This window comes from Acinetobacter sp. YH12100, from assembly GCF_013419135.1.
Classification (GTDB): domain Bacteria; phylum Pseudomonadota; class Gammaproteobacteria; order Pseudomonadales; family Moraxellaceae; genus Acinetobacter; species Acinetobacter pseudolwoffii.
The window spans coordinates 42,404-61,460 of record NZ_VPAQ01000007.1; the positions used below are offsets into that span (position 1 = coordinate 42,404).

A 19,057-nucleotide genomic window follows, 5' to 3' on the forward strand; every position below is an offset into this window, starting at 1 on the left:
CTGGGGATTTCATGTTTACTGGAGGTGTAAGAGCTTAAAGAATAAGCTGTTTTTTTGCATGTTTAGACCAAAAATTAAAGAAATAAAAGGAATGCAAAAATAAATAAATCCTAAGTTTTTGAAAAACATATAAATAATTTAACTATTTTGAAATAAAATTATATTTTTTGTATTAAGGCATAACTAAAAGTTTAATCAATAATAAAAAAAATAATAAGAATTTATAGGAAAAGTTATGTAAATTCATGCACCTAATAGCAATTTTAAAAACCTTGCTTGTTTTTCTCTCCGAATGTTTAGGTTTTATATGAAATATTTAGGTCTCGCTTTATTGCCATTAATGGCTGCCATGACAACCGCGCAGGCAGAATCTGCATTTGATCCGCAAGGTCAATATTTACTAGGGGGTTGGAATGGTCAACGTACAGAACTGGCTCAGCAAGGGATTAAATTTGAAGCCAATCTGCTAACTGATACAGCCTATCTTGCGGATGGTGGCCGGAATGCAGGCGCAGATCCATTAACTTCTGCCCAGTTATGGTTGGGAACTCAACTGGACCTGGAAAAACTGGCAGGATGGAACGGTGTCACGGTACGTGCTGCAATGAGTGCGCGCCAAGGCCAAAGTACGTCTATCCGTGATTTGCAAGATCCATCAGCGCCACAGATGGCCAATGCACAAGGTACGTTTGGGCGTGGCAATCAGGATAGCCGTCTGAGTGAACTTTCGATTGAAAAGAATTATAAAGAGCAAGGACTGAGTATTAAGGCTGGCCGTTTGGGTCTGGGCATGGACTTTAATGTGATGGCCTGTGACTTTGCCAGTACAGCATTTTGTGCTGCGCAGATGGGTAAATGGCAAGGCAATATCTGGATGAACACGCCAGTATCACAATGGGGTGCGCGTATAAAGCAGCAGCTAAACCCTGAACTTGCAGTACAAGTCGGTATTTATGAGTTTAATCCGGACAATGGCAATGGTGCTAAAGAAGGTCAAGGCTGGAGTTTGGATACTAAGCATGCCGATGGCGTGACCATTCCAGCAGAAATTGTATGGACACCCAAATCACTCATCAATAACTTGCCAGGCAGCTACCGTGTCGGCGGGATGTACAATACTGCCGATAATCCCGAAAATCAGTTTGATATTGCTAAGGGTAAGGCCGATGGTGTGGGGATTGAGGGTAAAAACCGTACCTTTGCAGGCTGGTTAGCTGTAGAACAACAGTTAACGTCTAGAGGTCAGGGCCGTCAGGGCCTGCATTCATTTGCTAACTTTACCTGGCATGATCGCGATACTAACAAAGTGGATAATTCACAACAAATTGGTGTGAAATATATCGGTCTTGCGGACAGCCAGCCGAATGATATTTTAGGTCTGGCGGTCAATCGTGTACATATTAATGACCGGATCAAGAATCTGAATTTTGATGCGAGTGCAGAATACAATATTGAACTGAACTATAGCTATAACGCAACAAAGTGGCTGATGCTGCGTCCAAACCTGCAATATGTCATTAATCCAGGTTCAAGCAACAATGTGGATGATGCACTGGTACTCGGTTTGACTACACGAATCATCTTCTAAAGTTTGATCGTTCACGTTATAACTAAACAGGCTCTTAAGAGCTTGTTTTTATTTTTAGAGTGAAACTGGGCAATAAAAAGAGGAAATACAGCGTGGCATTACTATTTCAACCTATTCAATTTGGATCACTGCAACTTCAAAATAAAATCATAATTGCGCCTATGTGTCAGTACTCCGCAACAGAGCAGGGGGAAATTACCTATTGGCACGAGCAGCAATGGGCCAACTATGCCTTATCGGGTGCAGGTTTATGTATCGTCGAAGCGACTGCGGTACAGCCAGAAGGCCGGATCAGTTATGCCGATCTGGGTTTATGGAATGACGAACAGGCGAAGCAGATCAAGACTTTACTGGAAAAAGTCAAATCCATTTCCCCGATGCCTTTTGCGATTCAGCTCGCACATGCCGGACGTAAAGCTTCCACAGATAAACCATGGGCAGGTAAAGGTCAGTTTAAGCCGAATGAAGCACATGGCTGGCAAACTGTTTCTGCCAGTGATATTCCTTTTCAGGCAGATGAGCATCCACCTAAGGCCTTAAGCCAGTCGGAAATTGAGCAGGTCGTTGCTGACTTTGCAGAAAGTGCCAAACGTGCAGTTGAGGCCGGTTTTGACCTAATTGAGCTGCATGCAGCGCATGGTTATTTACTGCATCAGTTCATGTCACCACTTTCAAATAAACGTAATGATCAGTATGGCGGCTCACTGGAGAACCGGATTCGCCTGACGCTGGAAGTATTACAAGCCATGAAAGCGGCGGTTCCAGAAGATTATCCAATCGGAGTGCGTATTTCAGCGAGTGACTGGATGGAGCATGAGGATAGCTGGAATATTGATTCTTCGGTTGAACTCTCTAAAGCCCTCGAAGCGGTGGGCGCAGCTTATATTCATATTTCCAGTGCTGGTTTACATGTCAAACAGAACATTGATGTGAAACCGAACTATCAAGTACCTTTTGCAGATATCATCAAAAAAGCCGTCAATATTCCGGTAATTGCTGTAGGTTTAATTACCGAAGCAGAACAGGCAGAACATATTCTGCAAAAAGGGCAGGCCGATGCCATCGCTATTGCACGCGCGATTCTCTACGATCCACATTGGCCTTGGCATGCAGCTGCGGCACTTGAAGAAAAACTAAAGATTTCACCCCAATATCTTCGCAGTGCCCCGCATGGTCTAAACCATCTGTTTGAGCCTTTTTAACAATCTTTTCTAAGCAGGAAGGTCGTATAATAGTCACTCATTGCAAATGAGGACGCTGCATTATGATTTTTGCGGTCATTGTGCCCATTTTTTTATTGTTGGCACTGGGTTATCTGACTGTAAAAAGTCAAGTGTTAGACAAAGAGCAAGTGGGTACAGTCGGTGCTTTTGTCATTAAAGTGGCGTTGCCTCTGCTGTTTTTCCAGTCTCTCGCCTCTAAAGACCTGCATGAAATCTGGTATTTTGAATACTTTGCGGTGTATAGCAGCGTAACTTTACTGCTCTATGGTAGCGGTTTCTGGATGATGCGCCGTTATTTTCAGAATACGCATTCGCAGAGTGCAGTATTGTCGCTGGGCGCCGCGATGTCGAATACCGGACTGATTGGTACGGCCGTGCTTAGTCTGTTAATCGGGCAGCAGGCCATGACTTATACTTCTCTGGTGGTCATCATTGAAAGTATGTTGCTGATTCCTTTGGTACTGGTCATGGCTGCGCTGGGAACACAGCATCAGGCAAATCTTGGCTCCATTTTTAAAAGTGTGGTGCTGACTTTAGTAACAAACCCCTTATTTATGGGGGTCGTACTGGGTATGGCCTGTGCGATTTTCCAGATTAAAATTCCGCTCTATATCGATCAGGTTTTTGCCTTGATCGGACAGACAGCATCGCCATTGGCCTTATTTGCAATTGGTGGCGGTATTGTGGGAATGAGCCTGAAATACGTCAATCTGCAAAGTTTCTATCTGGTGTTTTCTAACAACATTATGATGCCGCTGCTGATGTATCTTGGCCTCAGTCAATTGACCAGTTTAAGTCAGGAAATGGTTCATGCGGGTACTTTGATTGCTGCCTTACCGATGCCAACAATCTTCGGTATGTTGGGACAGGCCTATGGTTTAAATGATCGAGCCTTAACACCATTGCTGATGAGCACTATCGCTGGTTTTATCGTGACCAGCGGCTTGATTGCCTTGTGGTGGGGATAGCTCATTCCAGGATTGATTCTCTCCTTATAAAAAGCCCCATATTGGCATTTTCTTTTTTAAATTCATGATTATATTTTACAGGTAGAAAAGTCAGCCGCAACTGTTTGAGGAATGCGGTGTATTGCACCGCAAGATTAAAAATGATTGTTTTTGCGACAAATTTACCATGGATGCTGGCTGACGAGTTTTGCGATGAGAGTATGGCTCCGCAAGATGCCTTTCTTGCGAAGCTCCGCTTCTCATTGGGGTGAAACCAAATTAACTCTTTTTGGCAGGTGTTTTTTTCTGCTCAGCCATCATTTTGTCTACTGCTGCCAAAGACTCTTTAGCCTGCGGAATATTTTGCTGTGCCAATGCAGCAAAGATTTTTTTCGCTTCAGGCAAGTTTTGCTGCACGATACTGCCATTGGCAAACATATTGCCGACAGCCATCAGGGCAGGGATATAGCCTTTTTTCGCCAGATCCTGAATACTGCTTAAACCTTGCTGAATCGGTTTTTCATCTTTGTTTTTAAAACCAGAGCTGATGTCATATAAGGCTTTGGCGTGAATCGCTTGCATATTACCTTTTGTGATTAATGGTTGCAGCTTTTGTAGTCCGATTTTATTTGAGGCAGGGGTATTTTCAGCAAATAACAGCACAGCCAGATCTACACTGGCATCATCAAAGTTGGCTGCTGAGGCATGTTCCAGATACTGTTTGGCTTTGCTTAAATCCTGCTTTAGTCCTAATGTACCCGCCGCATAATTTTTGCCCAGTACATAATTGGCCACAGGGTAACCTTTGCTGGCTGCCTGTTCATAGAGCTGGATGGCTTTTTTCTCGTCTTTGGCAGTGCCCTGGCCGGTCTGGGTTAAATAGCCTAAGTTATATATGGCTTGGGCATTTCCCTGACTAGCCAATTGATTTAAAGCGTCATAGGCGCCTTTGAAATTATTGGCTTTCACCATGGCTTCAATTTTTACAAACTGGGGGTCGGCCTGATCTTTTACAGTATTTGCCAGAGTGAATTGCGCAGAAACTGCAAGAACGGTAGCGAGTATTAACTTTTTCATGGTTCCTATAACCTTATTATTGCTGGCACCTAAGTCCTTGGTGCGGTTTTAATCATTTTCACTTACATCATAAAAGGATTTTGTGCTTTGTAAATATACAATTTGTCATTAGAGTTCTTTCATAAATCATTTTTTAATTATTATAAATGAAATTCTATCTTCTTGTCGGAGACTTGCGCAGCATGCTCCTCCTCCCGAAGGGAGAAGGAGCGTTCAACCTCTATTTAAATATGAATAAAATTATCATTTCTTGAGTTATGAAAGGGATTTACTCAAAATAAATCATCAAATCAGGATATACCGATTTAACCAGATCACTGATCTGGATAACTTTCCTATCAATCATTCAGATATTGAAAGGATTACTTTGCTTAAAGGAACTTCTCTGGTTAAATCTCGGTTTAAATCAGCCTCCCAGGATTGAGCCATGTTTGTCAAAACGATTAAACGCCACTATGACAGAATTAACGTAGATGAAACGATTGCGGATGAAGACAAGATTGACGCACTGCTGATGAAGCTCGGTGCAGAATTTTTGATTAGTCAGGAAGACCGGGTCTACACCTTTCAAAAAGGTGAATTAACCACAAAATTTGATGCCAAACATGCTCGTGCTTATCACTTCAAAGATTATGTGGTGAAAGACATGAATAAGCTGTTTCATGGTTTCTAAAACAAAAAAGCCAAGAGTTAACTCTTGGCTTTTTTAGGGCCTAAACCGGAATTATTGCGGACGTGCTACATCACCGCTCAAAGCTTCAGGAAGTTCCAGAACCTCTAGACCCAACTCGGCCAATGCTTCAGGTTTGGCTACGACCAAGGCTTTATAGCCATCCTTCAGACTGATGCTATTCACGACTTCAACATTGTTGTTGAGCTGAGTGCCGACTACAGGTGCTTCACCCGTCGCTTGAATCAGATGCAGCCAATGTTTTGGCTTGGCTTTAAACCATAAGCGTGCAATGACTTCCTGACCTAAGTAACAACCTTTGTCATAGTGAATGCTTTCACGTTGATGTAAGCGCAATTCCTGTGGTTGAAACAGGGTCGCAGTGGCCGCCTGAATCCAGGCCTGACCTGATTCAATGGCTTGCTGCTCCCAGGTCGCCACATCGGTTTCAGTTGCAACAAAGTCAGTATGAATATCATTGATCACAGGATAAACCGCACCGACCAGTTCCAGTTTCATTTTTGAAAAGGCACCAAATTTTTTAATATGATTTGCCAGTTCAGTGGCCTGATCGTCAGTACTTACAATTTCAAAGCTTTCCGGACTGAGCTTTTTAAGCCATAAGCCAAATTGAATACGGCCTTTCAAGCTACAGATCGCGGTATAACGTGTCTGGTTTTCAGCCAATTTTTCAGTATTCAAAGTCACCTGACCTTGAAGGAATTTTTGTGCATCAACACCATTCAGACTAAACAATGTAAAAGCAGGAGACGTTGCCATGATAAGCCCCAGTTTGAATACTATAAATCAATGCAGTTATTGTGCAGCAAGCATCAAATAGAGGCAAACAAAAAAGCCAACAATCTAAATCATCGGCTTTTATGGAATGATAATATTTAGTGGTGATGGCTAGCCGGTAATGGCGAATCACAAGGGAATTTACCGCCACAAATCCGAACATATTCCATCATGCCCTGATCTTCATGATCGAGAATATGACAATGCTGTACAAAATCACCTTCAAATTTCTTGTAATGGCTGCGGACAATTACCTGATACCCCTGTTTAACAAAGATTGTATCTTTAAACTGTCCTTTTAAGCCGCGGTATTGAATATCTTCCAGATTAGGATTTGGATCTACTGCCAGCGGAATATCGCTGACATCCTTACCCGTTGGATCCAGCACTTTTACAATCTGGAAGGGGTTTACATGGATATGATAAGGATGATTCAGGTTATTACTGCTAAGAATCCATTCATCAATTTGCCCGAGTTCCAGTTTCCGTACATATGCACCTTCTACTGCATCCGCACCGGTAAAGAGGTCACCAAAACTATAGATTCCCTCAATATCACTGTAACGGTAGCCAAACTTACCATTTGGACCAAAGCTGGCATCGAAGGTTGAGCGTTGTGGTGGACGGTTTTTTAAGCGATTTTCAATTTCAGTGGTCATCAGCGATGGGTGGTCGATAAAGGCAGAAAGCTTTAACTGTGAGAGCTGGGTCTGAATTTCTTTGTTTAAGCCAATTTTCTGTGCCTGAGTTTGTAAAAACTGGGCTGGCGTTTGCGCTTTTAATTTACTCGCTTTGACATTCACCCATCCCAGTAGTTGGGCATTTAACGTATTACCCGGAGCGAGTTGAGGGGTAATTTGTCCGGATGTAGGGATGGTATTGATTTCATCATCAATGTTCAAGTTGGTGTCAAAAATACAGTATCTATTCGTGCTTGGGAAGGCGACCATCGCATCGTGACGGTAACCGGGTTGAAATATCGAGATTCTACGTGTCTGCACATGATCCATGGTTAAACCATCCTGAGCAATGGTATAGACCGGCAAGCTGGTGAGCTGATCAAAATCTACTTTTTTGTCTTCTTCCTGAAATTCAGAACAAGCTTTAATGGTTTGTTCAGCGGTAAATTTTTGTGATTTTGGCAGTTCCTTAATAATAAGACCAAGGGTGTCGCGAACACCACCATGAATCATACGCCAGCGCTTAAACTGGTTTTGCTCAACTTGAATCTCGCCATGTACTTTACCATTAATCGAGGTGTAATAATGATTTGCTCCCCATGAATTAAAGGCATTCAGGCCTTGATAATCTTCCAGCATACCGACTTCACCAGCATCACAATTATTGAGATTGGTTGTACCTGCCGGGTGAGTGCATCGATACTGAATTTGCTGAAACAGGAGGATATTTTCATTAGAATAGCTGTTCTTGCCTTTATCTTTCCACAGAATATCCATGTCTCCCGTCGATGTGATTTTGCCATTCCTGACTTGAGGAATACGGCTGCCTTCTACGATTAATGGGCCAGCCATGCCGCTAGAGACCTGAATAGCCGTTGAACCATGTAGATGAGCGTGATACCAGTAAGTACCCGCAGGATGATTTGGTTCCATTTTGAATTGATAGTCAAATTTTTCCTGTGGTTTGAACTTCAGGAAAACATTGTCACTATTGCCTTGCGGGCTGACCCAGAGGCCATGAGTGTGCAGATTGGTGGTATTAAAACAATGCGGGTCATTCGCATCGAGAATATGTTCTGGGCAGGTTGCTGTGGACTCCGTGGGCAGTTGGTTATTCAAATGCACAGAAAAGGTTTCTCCCTGTTTGACCCGAATCTGTGGCCCGACCAGCCGGTCTTCGACATATTCACCTGCTTTTTTCTTATTAAATACATTGGGCTTGGTCACATAGCCACGGAGCACCAGTTGATCCCATGTTCCTTTTCTGGGGTTATACAACTTATCCGTTTTATACGCGATGATCAGTTCGTATTTGCCTTTGGCATTTTTCTGTAGCAATGGCGGATTACTGATCAGAGAATCCGGTGCTGTTGGAGCAGGTGGTGGCTGAGTCGGGTTATTTGGGTTACTTGGATTTGACGGATTATTTGGATTTGAAGGGTTATAGGGGTTAGGAGGATTTTTAGCTCCATTCCAGTTTGATGCCAGTACGGCTATGACCGCTGCTATGACACCGATAATCGCAAGCTGTAACATCGTAATCACCTTTATCTACTTTTGTGATGAGTATTGTTGTTGTGAAGTAATTACTGTTTAGATTTACTTAATTGAGAGAAAAACTGTTATCACCAAATTAGGGGGAGGCAGATAAACGGTATGTCTAAAGTATTTTTTCTTTGGTGTTGAATGTGCTAATTTTTATGTAAATCTTTAATTATTCGATAATATTTATACATATTAAAATAGTTGTAAAATTTGTAAGAAAGTCTTACGAAAATTATGGAATTGAATCAGGACACAGCTTTTAAATGGTTCTATCGCTGAAATACGATGATTTTCGGAATTATTGTATAAGGATGTTTTGAAGATATGCTTAATATCCAGTTTTTATCAACAAGCCGCTTGCATATAAAGACCTAAATGTAAGAGAAGAGACTTATTTGGCTTTTAATAGTTGGCTTTTAATCGGTTATAGGGTCTATTCGCTGCTTAAAATACAGCTCATAAAAGTTGCATGAATATGAAATAAAGCCTGTTTATTGCGCCTATGTGTTGATTATTTTTTATGCTGTTGTGAGTGTCTCATACTAAAGAATGAGATGAATTTTCTACGATTTTTCAAAAAAATAGAAGTTTAGAGCCAAAATTCTAAAGGCCAGATAACAAATTTATTAAAATAGACCGATTTCTATAATTAAACTATTGAAAATTATAAGATTTGGGAAATGGACTTTCGGCAGCGTACAATGCCTTTATTAAAAAACAAGTCATCAATAAATTTTGATGTGCAAAAAAGAGTAATAAACGAGGGCAGGCAAGCTATGAACAACAACTACCGTAAACCGCTGCAATCCACCCAGCTGGAATATTATGACGTGCGTCAGGCCGTAGAAGATATTCAGCCAGGCGCATATGCCAAACTTCCTTATACCTCCAAAGTGCTTGCTGAGCAGCTGGTTCGTCGTTGTGATCCTGCCATTTTAGAACAGTCTTTGCGACAGCTGATTGAGCGTAAACAGGAACATGATTTTCCATGGTATCCGGCACGTGTGGTCTGTCACGACATCTTGGGACAAACGGCTTTGGTCGATCTTGCCGGCTTACGTGATGCGATTGCAGAACAGGGCGGTGACCCGGCTAAAGTTAATCCAGTGGTACCGACCCAGCTGATTGTCGATCACTCGCTCGCAGTGGAATTTGGCGGTTTTGATCCGGATGCTTTTGAGAAAAACCGCGCGATTGAAGACCGTCGTAATGAAGACCGTTTTCATTTTATTGAATGGACCAAAACCGCGTTTGAAAATGTCGATGTGATTCCTGCCGGTAATGGCATCATGCACCAGATCAACCTGGAGAAAATGTCTCCGGTGATTCAAAACCGTGATGGCCTGGCATTCCCAGATACCTGTGTCGGTACAGATTCACATACCCCACATACTGATGCGCTTGGCGTGATCTCGATTGGTGTTGGTGGACTCGAAGCCGAAAACGTGATGCTGGGGCGTGCGTCTTGGATGCGTCTGCCAGATATTATTGGGGTGGAGTTTGTTGGTCAGCGTCAGCCGGGCATTACCGCAACCGATATTGTGCTCGCACTGACAGAATTCCTGCGTAAAGAACGTGTGGTCGGGGCATACTTAGAATTCTTCGGTGAAGGTGCAGACAGCATGTCAGTGGGTGATCGTGCCACGATTTCCAACATGACCCCGGAATACGGTGCAACCGCTGCGATGTTCTATATCGATCAGAACACCATTGATTATCTGACTTTGACCGGTCGTGAAGCAGAGCAAGTCAAACTGGTTGAAACTTATGCCAAAGAGATTGGTCTGTGGGCATCGGATATGACTCAGGCAGAATATCCACGTGTATTGCGTTTTGATCTTTCAACAGTAACCCGTAACATTGCTGGCCCATCCAATCCGCATGCTCGTGTCTCGACATCTGACTTAAAAGAAAAAGGCATTGCCGGTAATCTAGAGGCTGCACGTGCGCAAGAAGCTGAAGGTTTAATGCCAGATGGCGCGGTGATTATCGCGGCGATTACGTCTTGTACCAATACCTCAAACCCGCGAAATACCGTGGCGGCAGGTTTGCTGGCGCGTAAGGCCAATGAACTCGGTTTAGTCCGTAAGCCTTGGGTGAAATCTTCTTTTGCACCGGGTTCTAAAGCAGCAGCGTTATATCTTGAAGAAGCTGGCGTACTCAAAGATTTAGAAAAACTGGGTTTTGGGATCGTGGCTTATGCCTGCACCACTTGTAACGGCATGTCGGGCGCACTAGATCCAAAAATTCAGCAAGAAATTATTGACCGTGACCTGTATGCCACAGCGGTATTGTCGGGCAACCGTAATTTCGATGGCCGTATCCATCCTTATGCGAAGCAGGCTTTTCTGGCATCTCCACCACTGGTGGTGGCGTATGCGATTGCCGGTACGATTCGTTTTGATATCGAAACGGATTCACTTGGTAATGACAAAGATGGCAACCCGATTTATCTAAAAGACATCTGGCCATCGGATGAAGAAATTGATGCACTGGTGAAAGAAGCAGTGAAGCCGGAACAGTTCCGTCAAATCTATATTCCGATGTTTGACTTGGGTGTGAATGAAAAGGCAGCAAGCCCGCTATATGACTGGCGTCCGCAAAGTACCTATATCCGCCGTCCGCCGTATTGGGAAGGTGCTCTCGCTGCACCACGTACCTTAGCCAATATGCGTCCACTGGCGATCTTGGGTGATAACATCACCACCGATCATTTGTCACCATCCAATGCGATTGTGCTCGACAGTGCTTCAGGCGAATACCTGAAAAAAATGGGCGTGCCTGAGGAAGACTTTAACTCTTATGCAACGCATCGTGGTGATCACCTGACCACACAACGTGCAACATTTGCCAACCCGAAACTGTTTAATGAAATGGTGGTGCGTTCAGACGGCAGCATCAAGCAGGGTTCGAAAGCACGTGTGGAGCCTGAAGGCGAAGTGATGCGGATGTGGGAAGCGATTGAAACCTACATGAACCGTAAACAGCCGTTGATCATTATTGCAGGTAAAGACTATGGTCAGGGTTCGAGTCGTGACTGGGCGGCGAAAGGTGTGCGTCTGGCGGGTGTAGAAGCGATTGTCGCAGAAGGTTTTGAGCGTATCCACCGTACCAACTTGGTCGGTATGGGGGTATTGCCGCTTGAGTTTAAGCCGGGTACGGATCGTAAGACTTTAGGTCTTGATGGTACGGAGCTGTATAGCGTGATTGGTAATATCGCGCCACGTTCGACTTTGACTTTGGTGATTGAGCGTTCAACCGATGATGGTAAGAACCAGATTATTGAAGTGCCTGTGACTTGCCGTCTGGATACTGAAGAAGAAGTGCATGTGTATGAAGCGGGTGGTGTATTGCAACGCTTTGCACAGGATTTCTTGGAAGGGAATGTGGCTTAATTTTTGTTAAATCCTCCCCAGCCCTCCTTTTTAAAGAGGGGAACTTCCTCCTTTTCTAAAGGTAAGAAGCATTGCTTCGCAAGGGTGGGTTAAAGTTGTTGATATTGTTTAAAAAAAACCCTACTGTGAAGTGGGGTTTTTATTTGGAATAGAAAGTGCAATCAATTATTAAAATGACATTATACTTTTTCTTAGGAATTACGGTTTTTACTGCTTTATTAGCTATAAGCGGCATTATATATACGTGGACAACAATATATTCGGATGAAAATCAGGTTGTACAGTTTTTTAATTTACCGTATTTAAAAGAATTGGTAACACTGTGTTTAGTTGAAATAATAGGAATTAGCATACTATTTGTGAAAAAAGGTTTTAAATATATTCCACAAATTAAAAATAATTCTAAGGTAGATGAAACTTTAGCATTTATGCAAGAGTTTGTAGGAATGGGGACGAGTGCAACAATCGTTAGCAATAGGGTTTCGTGGCTTATCAAAAATGAAAATTTATTAAAAATATTAAATCAAAAAATAGAAGACGGAATTAAGCTTGAAATTATTACACCAACTGAGGTGAGTCATCAGATTAAGTCAAGTCTAGTAGGTGCAATATTTATTGTTACTAATGAAAAATTACCGCCAGAAGCAAGATTCACTCTTATAAATGGTGATAGAACAGGGTGCGAAAAACTAGCTATTGCTAAAGGAGTTCATCCCGAACATGAAATTACTATTTTTGACCATAATTCCGGACCACAAATTATAGCTATGGCAAAGGATATTATTTTTAAATCTAAAGAGTTAGCAAGAAAATGAGTTGGTGTGAGTTAAGTACAATCAGAAAAGTCCAAATTGAAAGCAATAAAGACATAACTTTTTCAAAAGTATTTGTGCCTAAATACCTGGAAAAATTATCTAACTACAGTGGGAAAAAAATTATTGAAATTGGATGTGGTACAGGACATTTAGCAAAAGAATTAATAAGCTCAATAGAGTTTGAAAATTATATTGCTTTAGAACCATCGTTAGGGATGTATGAAAAAGCTAAAGATATGTTAAATGATTGTAAATATATAGAATTAAAGAATTTTTCTATAGGGAATTTAAAAGGTGAGATTAAGGTTGATATTATTCTAGCTCATTTAGTTTTTCATGTAGTTGAAGACATTGAGACTTTGTTAAAAGATAGTTTTGAAAGGCTACAACCTAATGCCAAGCTTTTAATTTCATTGCCTCATCCATGTTTTTATAATGATTATAAAAATATCTTTAACGAAGATGAGTATTCTTATAATGATGAAATTAAAACTAATACTCTTTTTAAAATTTCCCAAGATAATGCAAATGATGTAAAAGTTCCGTATATTCACAGACCAATTAGCTACTATATTAATAGGTTTTCTAAGTCAGGCTTCAAAATACTTGAGCTTGAAGAAATTTTTCCAGAAAAATCAATTCAAGTCTTATATCCAGAGCTGTGGCAGACACCTAGATATTGTATTTTTTACTTAGAAAAGATAATGAATAATTGAGTGGAGAAAACATACTTCGCCTAAACGCCCACATCACTCGTCGAAATGACCAATAGACATTCATCATAAGAGGGTTATACTAGATCTACCATTTCTAAAACTATGGAGAACAAAGATGGTTACTGCTGGCGAAAAACCCGGAACAGGCTTCTATTTTTGTATTCAATGCGGACACCGCACCTACTTAGAAATTGGTACTGATCGTTTACCACCGTGTACCAAATGCCAAGGCAATCAATTTAACAATAAGAATGCCTAAGCAAAACAATTCAAACAGTTACCCTCTGTTTTGAACGAAAGCCCTATTACTCGATAGGGCTTTTTGCTATCTAAACTTCGCTATTTATGATTTAGATTTGATTGAAAATTAACCAATAAAACCCCATATAAAAGCCTAGATTCACAGTGTTTAGGGCAGCTCAATTGCAACATTATCTTGATCTTAATCATGACTCGGGTGTTGCCAATTACGAGATTGGTAACGAGTTTATTCGGGTTCAATTTAAGAAAACCTCGAAAGTTTATACTTATAGCTATAGCAGTGCCGGTTATCAACATGTCGAAAACATGAAACAGCTCGCCCGATATGGCGATGGGCTAAATGCCTATATTAACCAGCATACCCGTCAGCTCTTTGTACACTAAAATTGGTCTGCTTCTTGCTTCAATCCAAGTCTGAGACGGCAAATATTTAATAACAGCTAAATATCTGCCTTGAAATAGTGCATGTGCACATATTGGAAAGAGGGCAAGCGCATATGGAAATCAGAGACTACGCACCAGAATCAGGCAAATTAAGCAAAAAAGCCCATTTTTATTCTGCATGGCCATTAATTCTGATCCTGTTTGGGGGCGCGATTGGCTTGCTCTACGGCGTGATGGCATATTTGGTAAATCTGAAAATCTATAATTCTCAACTGACGAGACTCAATAAGGTTCTGGCTAATCTGCTCTGCGGGATGTCGGCGATCAGTATCTGGTGGTTTAGCGCACAATGGATTCAGGCTGCTTTGTTTCAATAAATAGTCATCATGTCTTGAAGATAAATTGCAATAAAGGCCATTTTTATAGAATAAAAAAGCGTAAAAAATGAAGAATGAAATTTATTTCCCTAAATTTAGTTTAATAATGAAATAAATTTTCAAAAAATCTAAAAATTAAAAAAACATAGGAAATTAATCCCGTTCATTTTTGCCTAATATAGCTTTCAAGGGTGTGATGGGATCGGAAAGAGTAGCATGCTGTGAGCGGCGCAAAACGCGAGTGCAGTACGAACCCAAAAGGTCTCGATCCGGCTTAGGACGCTATAGACCACAAGTTTATAGGCTATAAGATCAAGTCTTATAAAGATTGATAGTTGAAGTAAACCATTAGACGTTTTCCCAACACCCTAAAAAATTCTCCAGCAGTGCAAATATGATAAATCATTAAAATAACAATAAATCAAAAGCTTAAACCAAGATTCAATTCAAGCATGATACAAATCAGTTCTCATTTTCCCAGATCAAATCTGTTATTTTTAAAGCATCAGCTGCGCCCAGTGGGGAATTATGATGAATCTCGATATTTGGTGTCGTTTTCTGCTATTTTCCTTAGTCATCAATTACACTATTCTCATGCTCTGGTTCACGGTTTTTGTATTTGCCCGAAACTGGATGAAACAATTGCATGGAAAATGGTTCCGGCTATCTGAAGCCAGCTTCGATGTGATTCATTATTCAGGTATGGCGTTGTATAAAATTGGGATTTTGCTGTTTAACTTGGCGCCTTTAATTGCAATCTATTTAATCAAGCAAAGTTAAGCGCTATGCTGAACTGAATATTTCAATGACAGAAAAATAGCTTCGGATCAGTAGGGTATATAAAAACTAAAACAGGATTTTAAAGGAGTTGAAACAGATGAATCGATTTAAACCGGCACTAATCTTGGGTGTCCTGATTGCTTTGGGGATGATAATTTCAGGATGGATTCTGGGCAATAGCGCCTTAAAAATCAAACAGTATGAACGTATTGTGTCGGTCAAAGGTTTGTCGGAACGCGAAGTCAAAGCTGATGTAGCAGTCTGGCCGATCCGTTTTAACGCAGGCAGTCAGGATCTGGCCCAGTTGTACGATACCATGCAAAACAATACCCAGGAAATTCAGACCTTTCTAAAAAATGAAGGTTTTAGTGCCGAAGAGATCACCAGTGCTTCACCGAGTATTACCGATAAATACGCCCAGCAATACGGCGGTGATGCCAATGTCGCACTGCGCTATACTGCCAGTCAGACCATTACCGTCTATACCCACAACATCGATGCAGTACGCAAGGCACAAAGCCGTCTGATGGCTTTGGGTCGAAAAGGCATTGCCTTTGCTGGAGATGATTCCGGACAAAGAACCGAATATTTATTTACTAAGTTGAATGACATTAAGCCGGCGATGATTGAACAAGCCACCGAAAATGCCCGCAGTGTGGCAGAAAAATTTGCCGCAGATTCAAAAAGCAGTCTGGGGAAAATCAAGTCCGCCAATCAGGGCATGTTTAGTATCGAAGATCGCGACAGCAATACCCCCTATTTGAAAAAAGTCCGTGTGGTCTCGACGGTGGATTATTATCTGGCAGATTAATTTATCTGGCTATGCGCGGTGATTGACAGGCTAAATACAGCTTGTTATTTTGCGCGCATTGTTCCAGATGCTGTATTCCTAAAATGCCCATCAACCCCGACTTTGTCTATTGCCCACCGCAAGAGCCGTTACATATTGTTTATGAAGATGATGATCTGGTGGTGATTGAAAAGCCGGCCGGATTATTGTCGGTTCCCGGGCGTTTAGCTGAACATCATGACAGTGCTTATTTGCGGGTTCTGGACCAGTATCCGCAGGCTAAAATCACCCATCGTCTGGATATGGCCACTTCAGGTATTTTGATGTTTGCCAAACACCGTGATGCAGAAGTGGCGGTGAGTAAAATGTTTCAGGCATGTACCGTGCATAAAAATTATGTCGCACTGGTACAAGGCAAACTTGAAGGTCAAGGCAGCGTCGAAGTGCCTTTGATGACCGACTGGGAAAACCGTCCGCGTCAGATGGTGCATTATGAACTGGGCAAAACTGCCAAAACCTTATATCAGGCAATAGAATATTTGCCCCAGCAAGACATTAGTCGGGTTTTACTCACGCCCATCACAGGCCGTTCCCATCAGCTACGCGTGCATATGCTGCATATCGGTCATCCCATTACTGGCGATAAAATTTATCATCCTGAACCCCAGCGCAGCCCTTTAAAGCGTATGGCTTTGCATGCCAGTTATCTGGCTTTTAGCCAGCCGCTGAGTGGTGTTCCAGTTGAAATTGAAGTCGTAGTCCCGTTTTGATTTGGATCATAAAAACAATGGTATCCAGTCAAATTAGTTCTATTTTTTGTAATCATTAAAAATGGTATTTGCCCTTAAACTGAACCGCTTAAATTAAAAATTGTGAGAATTTATTTCAGTCAATGCTCTGAAAATTAATGGTTTTTCATGTTTTTTATTTGAAATCTAATACTTATGCATTGCTCAATCTGCTGTTGGTAGAAAACATACAGGTGAATGCTGGTTGCATATCTTGATGATGAGTTTAGGAATTTTTATTGTCTTTATCTGCTTTTATAAGTTTGATATCTTTATTTCTATTGGTTTTTTAATTTTACTGTCATTAATTTTAAACTTTTAAATTATATCCTTTGATATAAAAAATACCGTTAGCTGTTTCAGGATCGTTTTGATTTAAGCTGCAAATCAATTCATGATGTATGACTTACACATAAAAAATTATAGAAAAATAAAATGAATGAAAGACTTAGTGGCGATTAATGGCTTTGATTATCTGGTTAAAGTGATGCAAAATTAACCAGTACTTTATAATAAATTTTTAATTTGATGTTTTAGGGCAATGCCCGGGGTTAAAGGAAAGAACGATGCTCAGTATGGCTCTCTTCGTTCTCGCGAGTATTCTAATATGTGCATTGCTATGGAGCATGAAGGTACAGGCTTCATTACGCAGCAATATCCAGTTTTTACAGGAAAATCTGGATCATTCCCGCAGCAAATTGGCAGATTATGAAACTCAAGTCGATGAATTGAATTATGAAATTACCCAATTACGGGTACAGCATGGCAGTTTAAAAATTGCCCTGAATAAATATAAAAAATACCAGGATATCTATGATATCGAACAATATATTATCAACCGGACTTTGCAGGCCGAAAATTTTGTTGAAGTGACCAAACTGGATGCTTCGATCATGATTGATGATCTCAAGGCTTATATTGAAAGCGTGAAAGACTATCTCGCCCAGTTTCAAGCGAAAGCCTTAGTCGAAGTTGAACAGCAGGCCAGAAAAAGTTTAGCGGGTTATTATCAACAGGCCAAGCAACAGCAGCACTTAGAGGACGTAGTGAATGCCCTGGAACATAAAATCCAGGCCAAGCATTACGGTTTATGTCTGCCAGTACCGCAACTTTTACAACAGCTGATCGCAGGATATAGTGAAACGGATGCGGCTCGGCATCTGCTCGATGTACGTGAAAAAATTCAGCAGGCCATAGCAACACAGCAGATCGCCAGTTGTAATTATATCGATGACAGCCGCCGTAGAAGTATCATTGAAATCTTTAGTTTGGCCTTTAATAGCAAGGCAGATTTATATCTTGCTCAATTAAACAGAGAAAATTTGGGACAGATGTTGCAAGCCTTAAGGGATGATTATGTCCTGCTGAATTATACCGGACAGCAACTGAGTCAGGCCACGATTCAGTCATCCTATCTGGATTTACGTTTAGAGGAATTAAAGTTTGCTGCGCTGGTTGTGCACATGAAGCAAGAAGGCCGGCATCCAGAGACCGTATAGTTTTGATAGGCATCAAGCGCACTAAGTCTTGATGGTAGCTGATAACGAATAGGGTTTTAGCGAAAGATCGATATTCCCGGACGTGATAGGCTGTAAATATTTAAGAAATACCCATTTGACAGATAATTTTTATATTTATAAAAATCATATGTTTATTTATGGTTAAAAGATAATATTTTTTGTCCGGATCTCGATAATTGTCTAAAAATCAGCTAATCTTAGATGCAGAATAAAACAGCATCATAATAAGGATACTTCTATGTCACGTGATTACAATCAATTCCCTGACGATGAAAATGGCAATGTACTGTGGCAAATGCATCAGGATGGCGACGACCTGCAAGAAGCACATGAAATCGAATTTTCGCTGGTGTTTAGTGATGAAGAGCAGGCAGATCGTTGTGCCTTGTATCTCTTAAAGGAAGAACAAAAAATCAGCCTGTTTCAGGATGAAGAAAGCGCGACCCTGGAATGGATTATCACGATTTATGTCTATATGGAACCAACCTACGAGGATATTGTGGATCTGGAACAGTGGTTCAGCAAAATCGCTGCAGAATTTCAGGGTGAATATGATGGTTGGGGCTGCATGGCCTATGTCTATGATGATGAGCTGGATGAAGAAGAAAGCAGTCTACGTAATAGCTGATTGTGCCTGTATTTAAATAAAAAAACCCCGGTGCTGCCGGGTTTTTTTATCCTTTATATTTAGTTATATCGGAAT

Annotated in this window: 18 protein-coding genes; 15 read left to right on the top strand and 3 right to left on the bottom strand. The window is 41.2% G+C overall.

From position 1 onward, the window contains the following. Positions 1-307 precede the first annotated feature (307 nt). The 3 genes from FTU40_RS06510 to FTU40_RS06520 all read left to right on the top strand — a co-directional run bounded on the left by FTU40_RS06510 (position 308) and on the right by FTU40_RS06520 (position 3,779). Complete coding sequence (locus tag FTU40_RS06510; RefSeq protein ID WP_180040210.1) at positions 308-1,588, top strand: carbohydrate porin; 1,281 nt, start codon at positions 308-310, stop codon at positions 1,586-1,588. 92 nt (positions 1,589-1,680) lie between these two features. Then, on the top strand, positions 1,681-2,790 hold the full coding sequence (locus FTU40_RS06515) for an NADH:flavin oxidoreductase/NADH oxidase (RefSeq protein ID WP_180040212.1): 1,110 nt from the start codon (positions 1,681-1,683) through the stop codon (positions 2,788-2,790). A 62-nt stretch (positions 2,791-2,852) separates the two neighbouring features. Then, positions 2,853-3,779: an AEC family transporter gene (locus tag FTU40_RS06520; protein ID WP_005097988.1), complete on the top strand. Its 927-nt coding sequence runs from the start codon at positions 2,853-2,855 to the stop codon at positions 3,777-3,779. Between the two features lie 258 nt (positions 3,780-4,037). Here FTU40_RS06520 and FTU40_RS06525 read toward each other — a convergent pair whose 3' ends face one another. After that, a complete protein-coding gene (locus FTU40_RS06525; protein WP_180040214.1) occupies positions 4,038-4,835 on the bottom strand; it encodes a tetratricopeptide repeat protein in 798 nt (265 codons plus the stop codon). Between the two features lie 427 nt (positions 4,836-5,262). On the opposite strand from FTU40_RS06525, the gene FTU40_RS06530 reads away from it, so the two are divergent. Next, positions 5,263-5,508, top strand: a complete 246-nt coding sequence (locus FTU40_RS06530; RefSeq protein WP_005097984.1) for a hypothetical protein — start codon at positions 5,263-5,265, stop codon at positions 5,506-5,508. A 51-nt stretch (positions 5,509-5,559) separates the two neighbouring features. Here FTU40_RS06530 and FTU40_RS06535 read toward each other — a convergent pair whose 3' ends face one another. Beyond that, on the bottom strand, positions 5,560-6,285 hold the full coding sequence (locus tag FTU40_RS06535) for a folate-binding protein YgfZ (RefSeq protein WP_179999796.1): 726 nt from the start codon (positions 6,283-6,285) through the stop codon (positions 5,560-5,562). Between the two features lie 116 nt (positions 6,286-6,401). Next, the gene (locus FTU40_RS06540; RefSeq protein WP_180040216.1) at positions 6,402-8,519 is read right to left on the bottom strand and encodes a multicopper oxidase family protein; all 2,118 of its coding nucleotides are present in this window, start codon (positions 8,517-8,519) and stop codon (positions 6,402-6,404) included. 785 nt (positions 8,520-9,304) lie between these two features. Here FTU40_RS06540 and acnD point away from each other — a divergent pair. From acnD to FTU40_RS06595, 11 genes are all read left to right on the top strand, one after another. Further along, complete coding sequence (gene acnD / locus FTU40_RS06545; protein WP_005097979.1) at positions 9,305-11,923, top strand: Fe/S-dependent 2-methylisocitrate dehydratase AcnD; 2,619 nt, start codon at positions 9,305-9,307, stop codon at positions 11,921-11,923. A 155-nt stretch (positions 11,924-12,078) separates the two neighbouring features. Beyond that, positions 12,079-12,738: a hypothetical protein gene (locus FTU40_RS06550; protein ID WP_180001539.1), complete on the top strand. Its 660-nt coding sequence runs from the start codon at positions 12,079-12,081 to the stop codon at positions 12,736-12,738. Then, the gene (locus FTU40_RS06555; RefSeq protein WP_180040218.1) at positions 12,735-13,454 is read left to right on the top strand and encodes a bifunctional 2-polyprenyl-6-hydroxyphenol methylase/3-demethylubiquinol 3-O-methyltransferase UbiG; all 720 of its coding nucleotides are present in this window, start codon (positions 12,735-12,737) and stop codon (positions 13,452-13,454) included. The genes FTU40_RS06550 and FTU40_RS06555 overlap by 4 nt, the downstream gene beginning before the upstream one ends. Before the next feature lie 115 nt (positions 13,455-13,569). Then, positions 13,570-13,713, top strand: coding sequence for a zinc ribbon-containing protein (locus tag FTU40_RS06560; protein WP_180001537.1), 144 nt, complete (start codon positions 13,570-13,572; stop codon positions 13,711-13,713). Positions 13,714-13,877: 164 nt separating this feature from the next. After that, positions 13,878-14,099, top strand: coding sequence for a hypothetical protein (locus tag FTU40_RS06565; RefSeq protein WP_005104128.1), 222 nt, complete (start codon positions 13,878-13,880; stop codon positions 14,097-14,099). A 113-nt stretch (positions 14,100-14,212) separates the two neighbouring features. Then, positions 14,213-14,476 carry a hypothetical protein gene (locus FTU40_RS06570; protein ID WP_005169554.1) on the top strand — a complete coding sequence of 88 codons (264 nt, stop codon included), beginning with the start codon at positions 14,213-14,215 and terminating at the stop codon, positions 14,474-14,476. Positions 14,477-15,007: 531 nt separating this feature from the next. Further along, positions 15,008-15,256 carry a DUF6868 family protein gene (locus FTU40_RS06575; protein WP_005097975.1) on the top strand — a complete coding sequence of 83 codons (249 nt, stop codon included), beginning with the start codon at positions 15,008-15,010 and terminating at the stop codon, positions 15,254-15,256. 97 nt (positions 15,257-15,353) lie between these two features. Continuing rightward, positions 15,354-16,067, top strand: coding sequence for an SIMPL domain-containing protein (locus FTU40_RS06580; RefSeq protein ID WP_180001536.1), 714 nt, complete (start codon positions 15,354-15,356; stop codon positions 16,065-16,067). 83 nt (positions 16,068-16,150) lie between these two features. Continuing rightward, entirely contained in the window at positions 16,151-16,816 is a 666-nt protein-coding gene (locus FTU40_RS06585) for a pseudouridine synthase (RefSeq protein WP_180040221.1), read from the top strand. Between the two features lie 584 nt (positions 16,817-17,400). Beyond that, complete coding sequence (locus FTU40_RS06590) at positions 17,401-18,333, top strand: DUF4041 domain-containing protein (protein ID WP_180040223.1); 933 nt, start codon at positions 17,401-17,403, stop codon at positions 18,331-18,333. 259 nt (positions 18,334-18,592) lie between these two features. Beyond that, on the top strand, positions 18,593-18,982 hold the full coding sequence (locus FTU40_RS06595) for a ribonuclease E inhibitor RraB (protein ID WP_005097967.1): 390 nt from the start codon (positions 18,593-18,595) through the stop codon (positions 18,980-18,982). Positions 18,983-19,057: the final 75 nt, after the last annotated feature.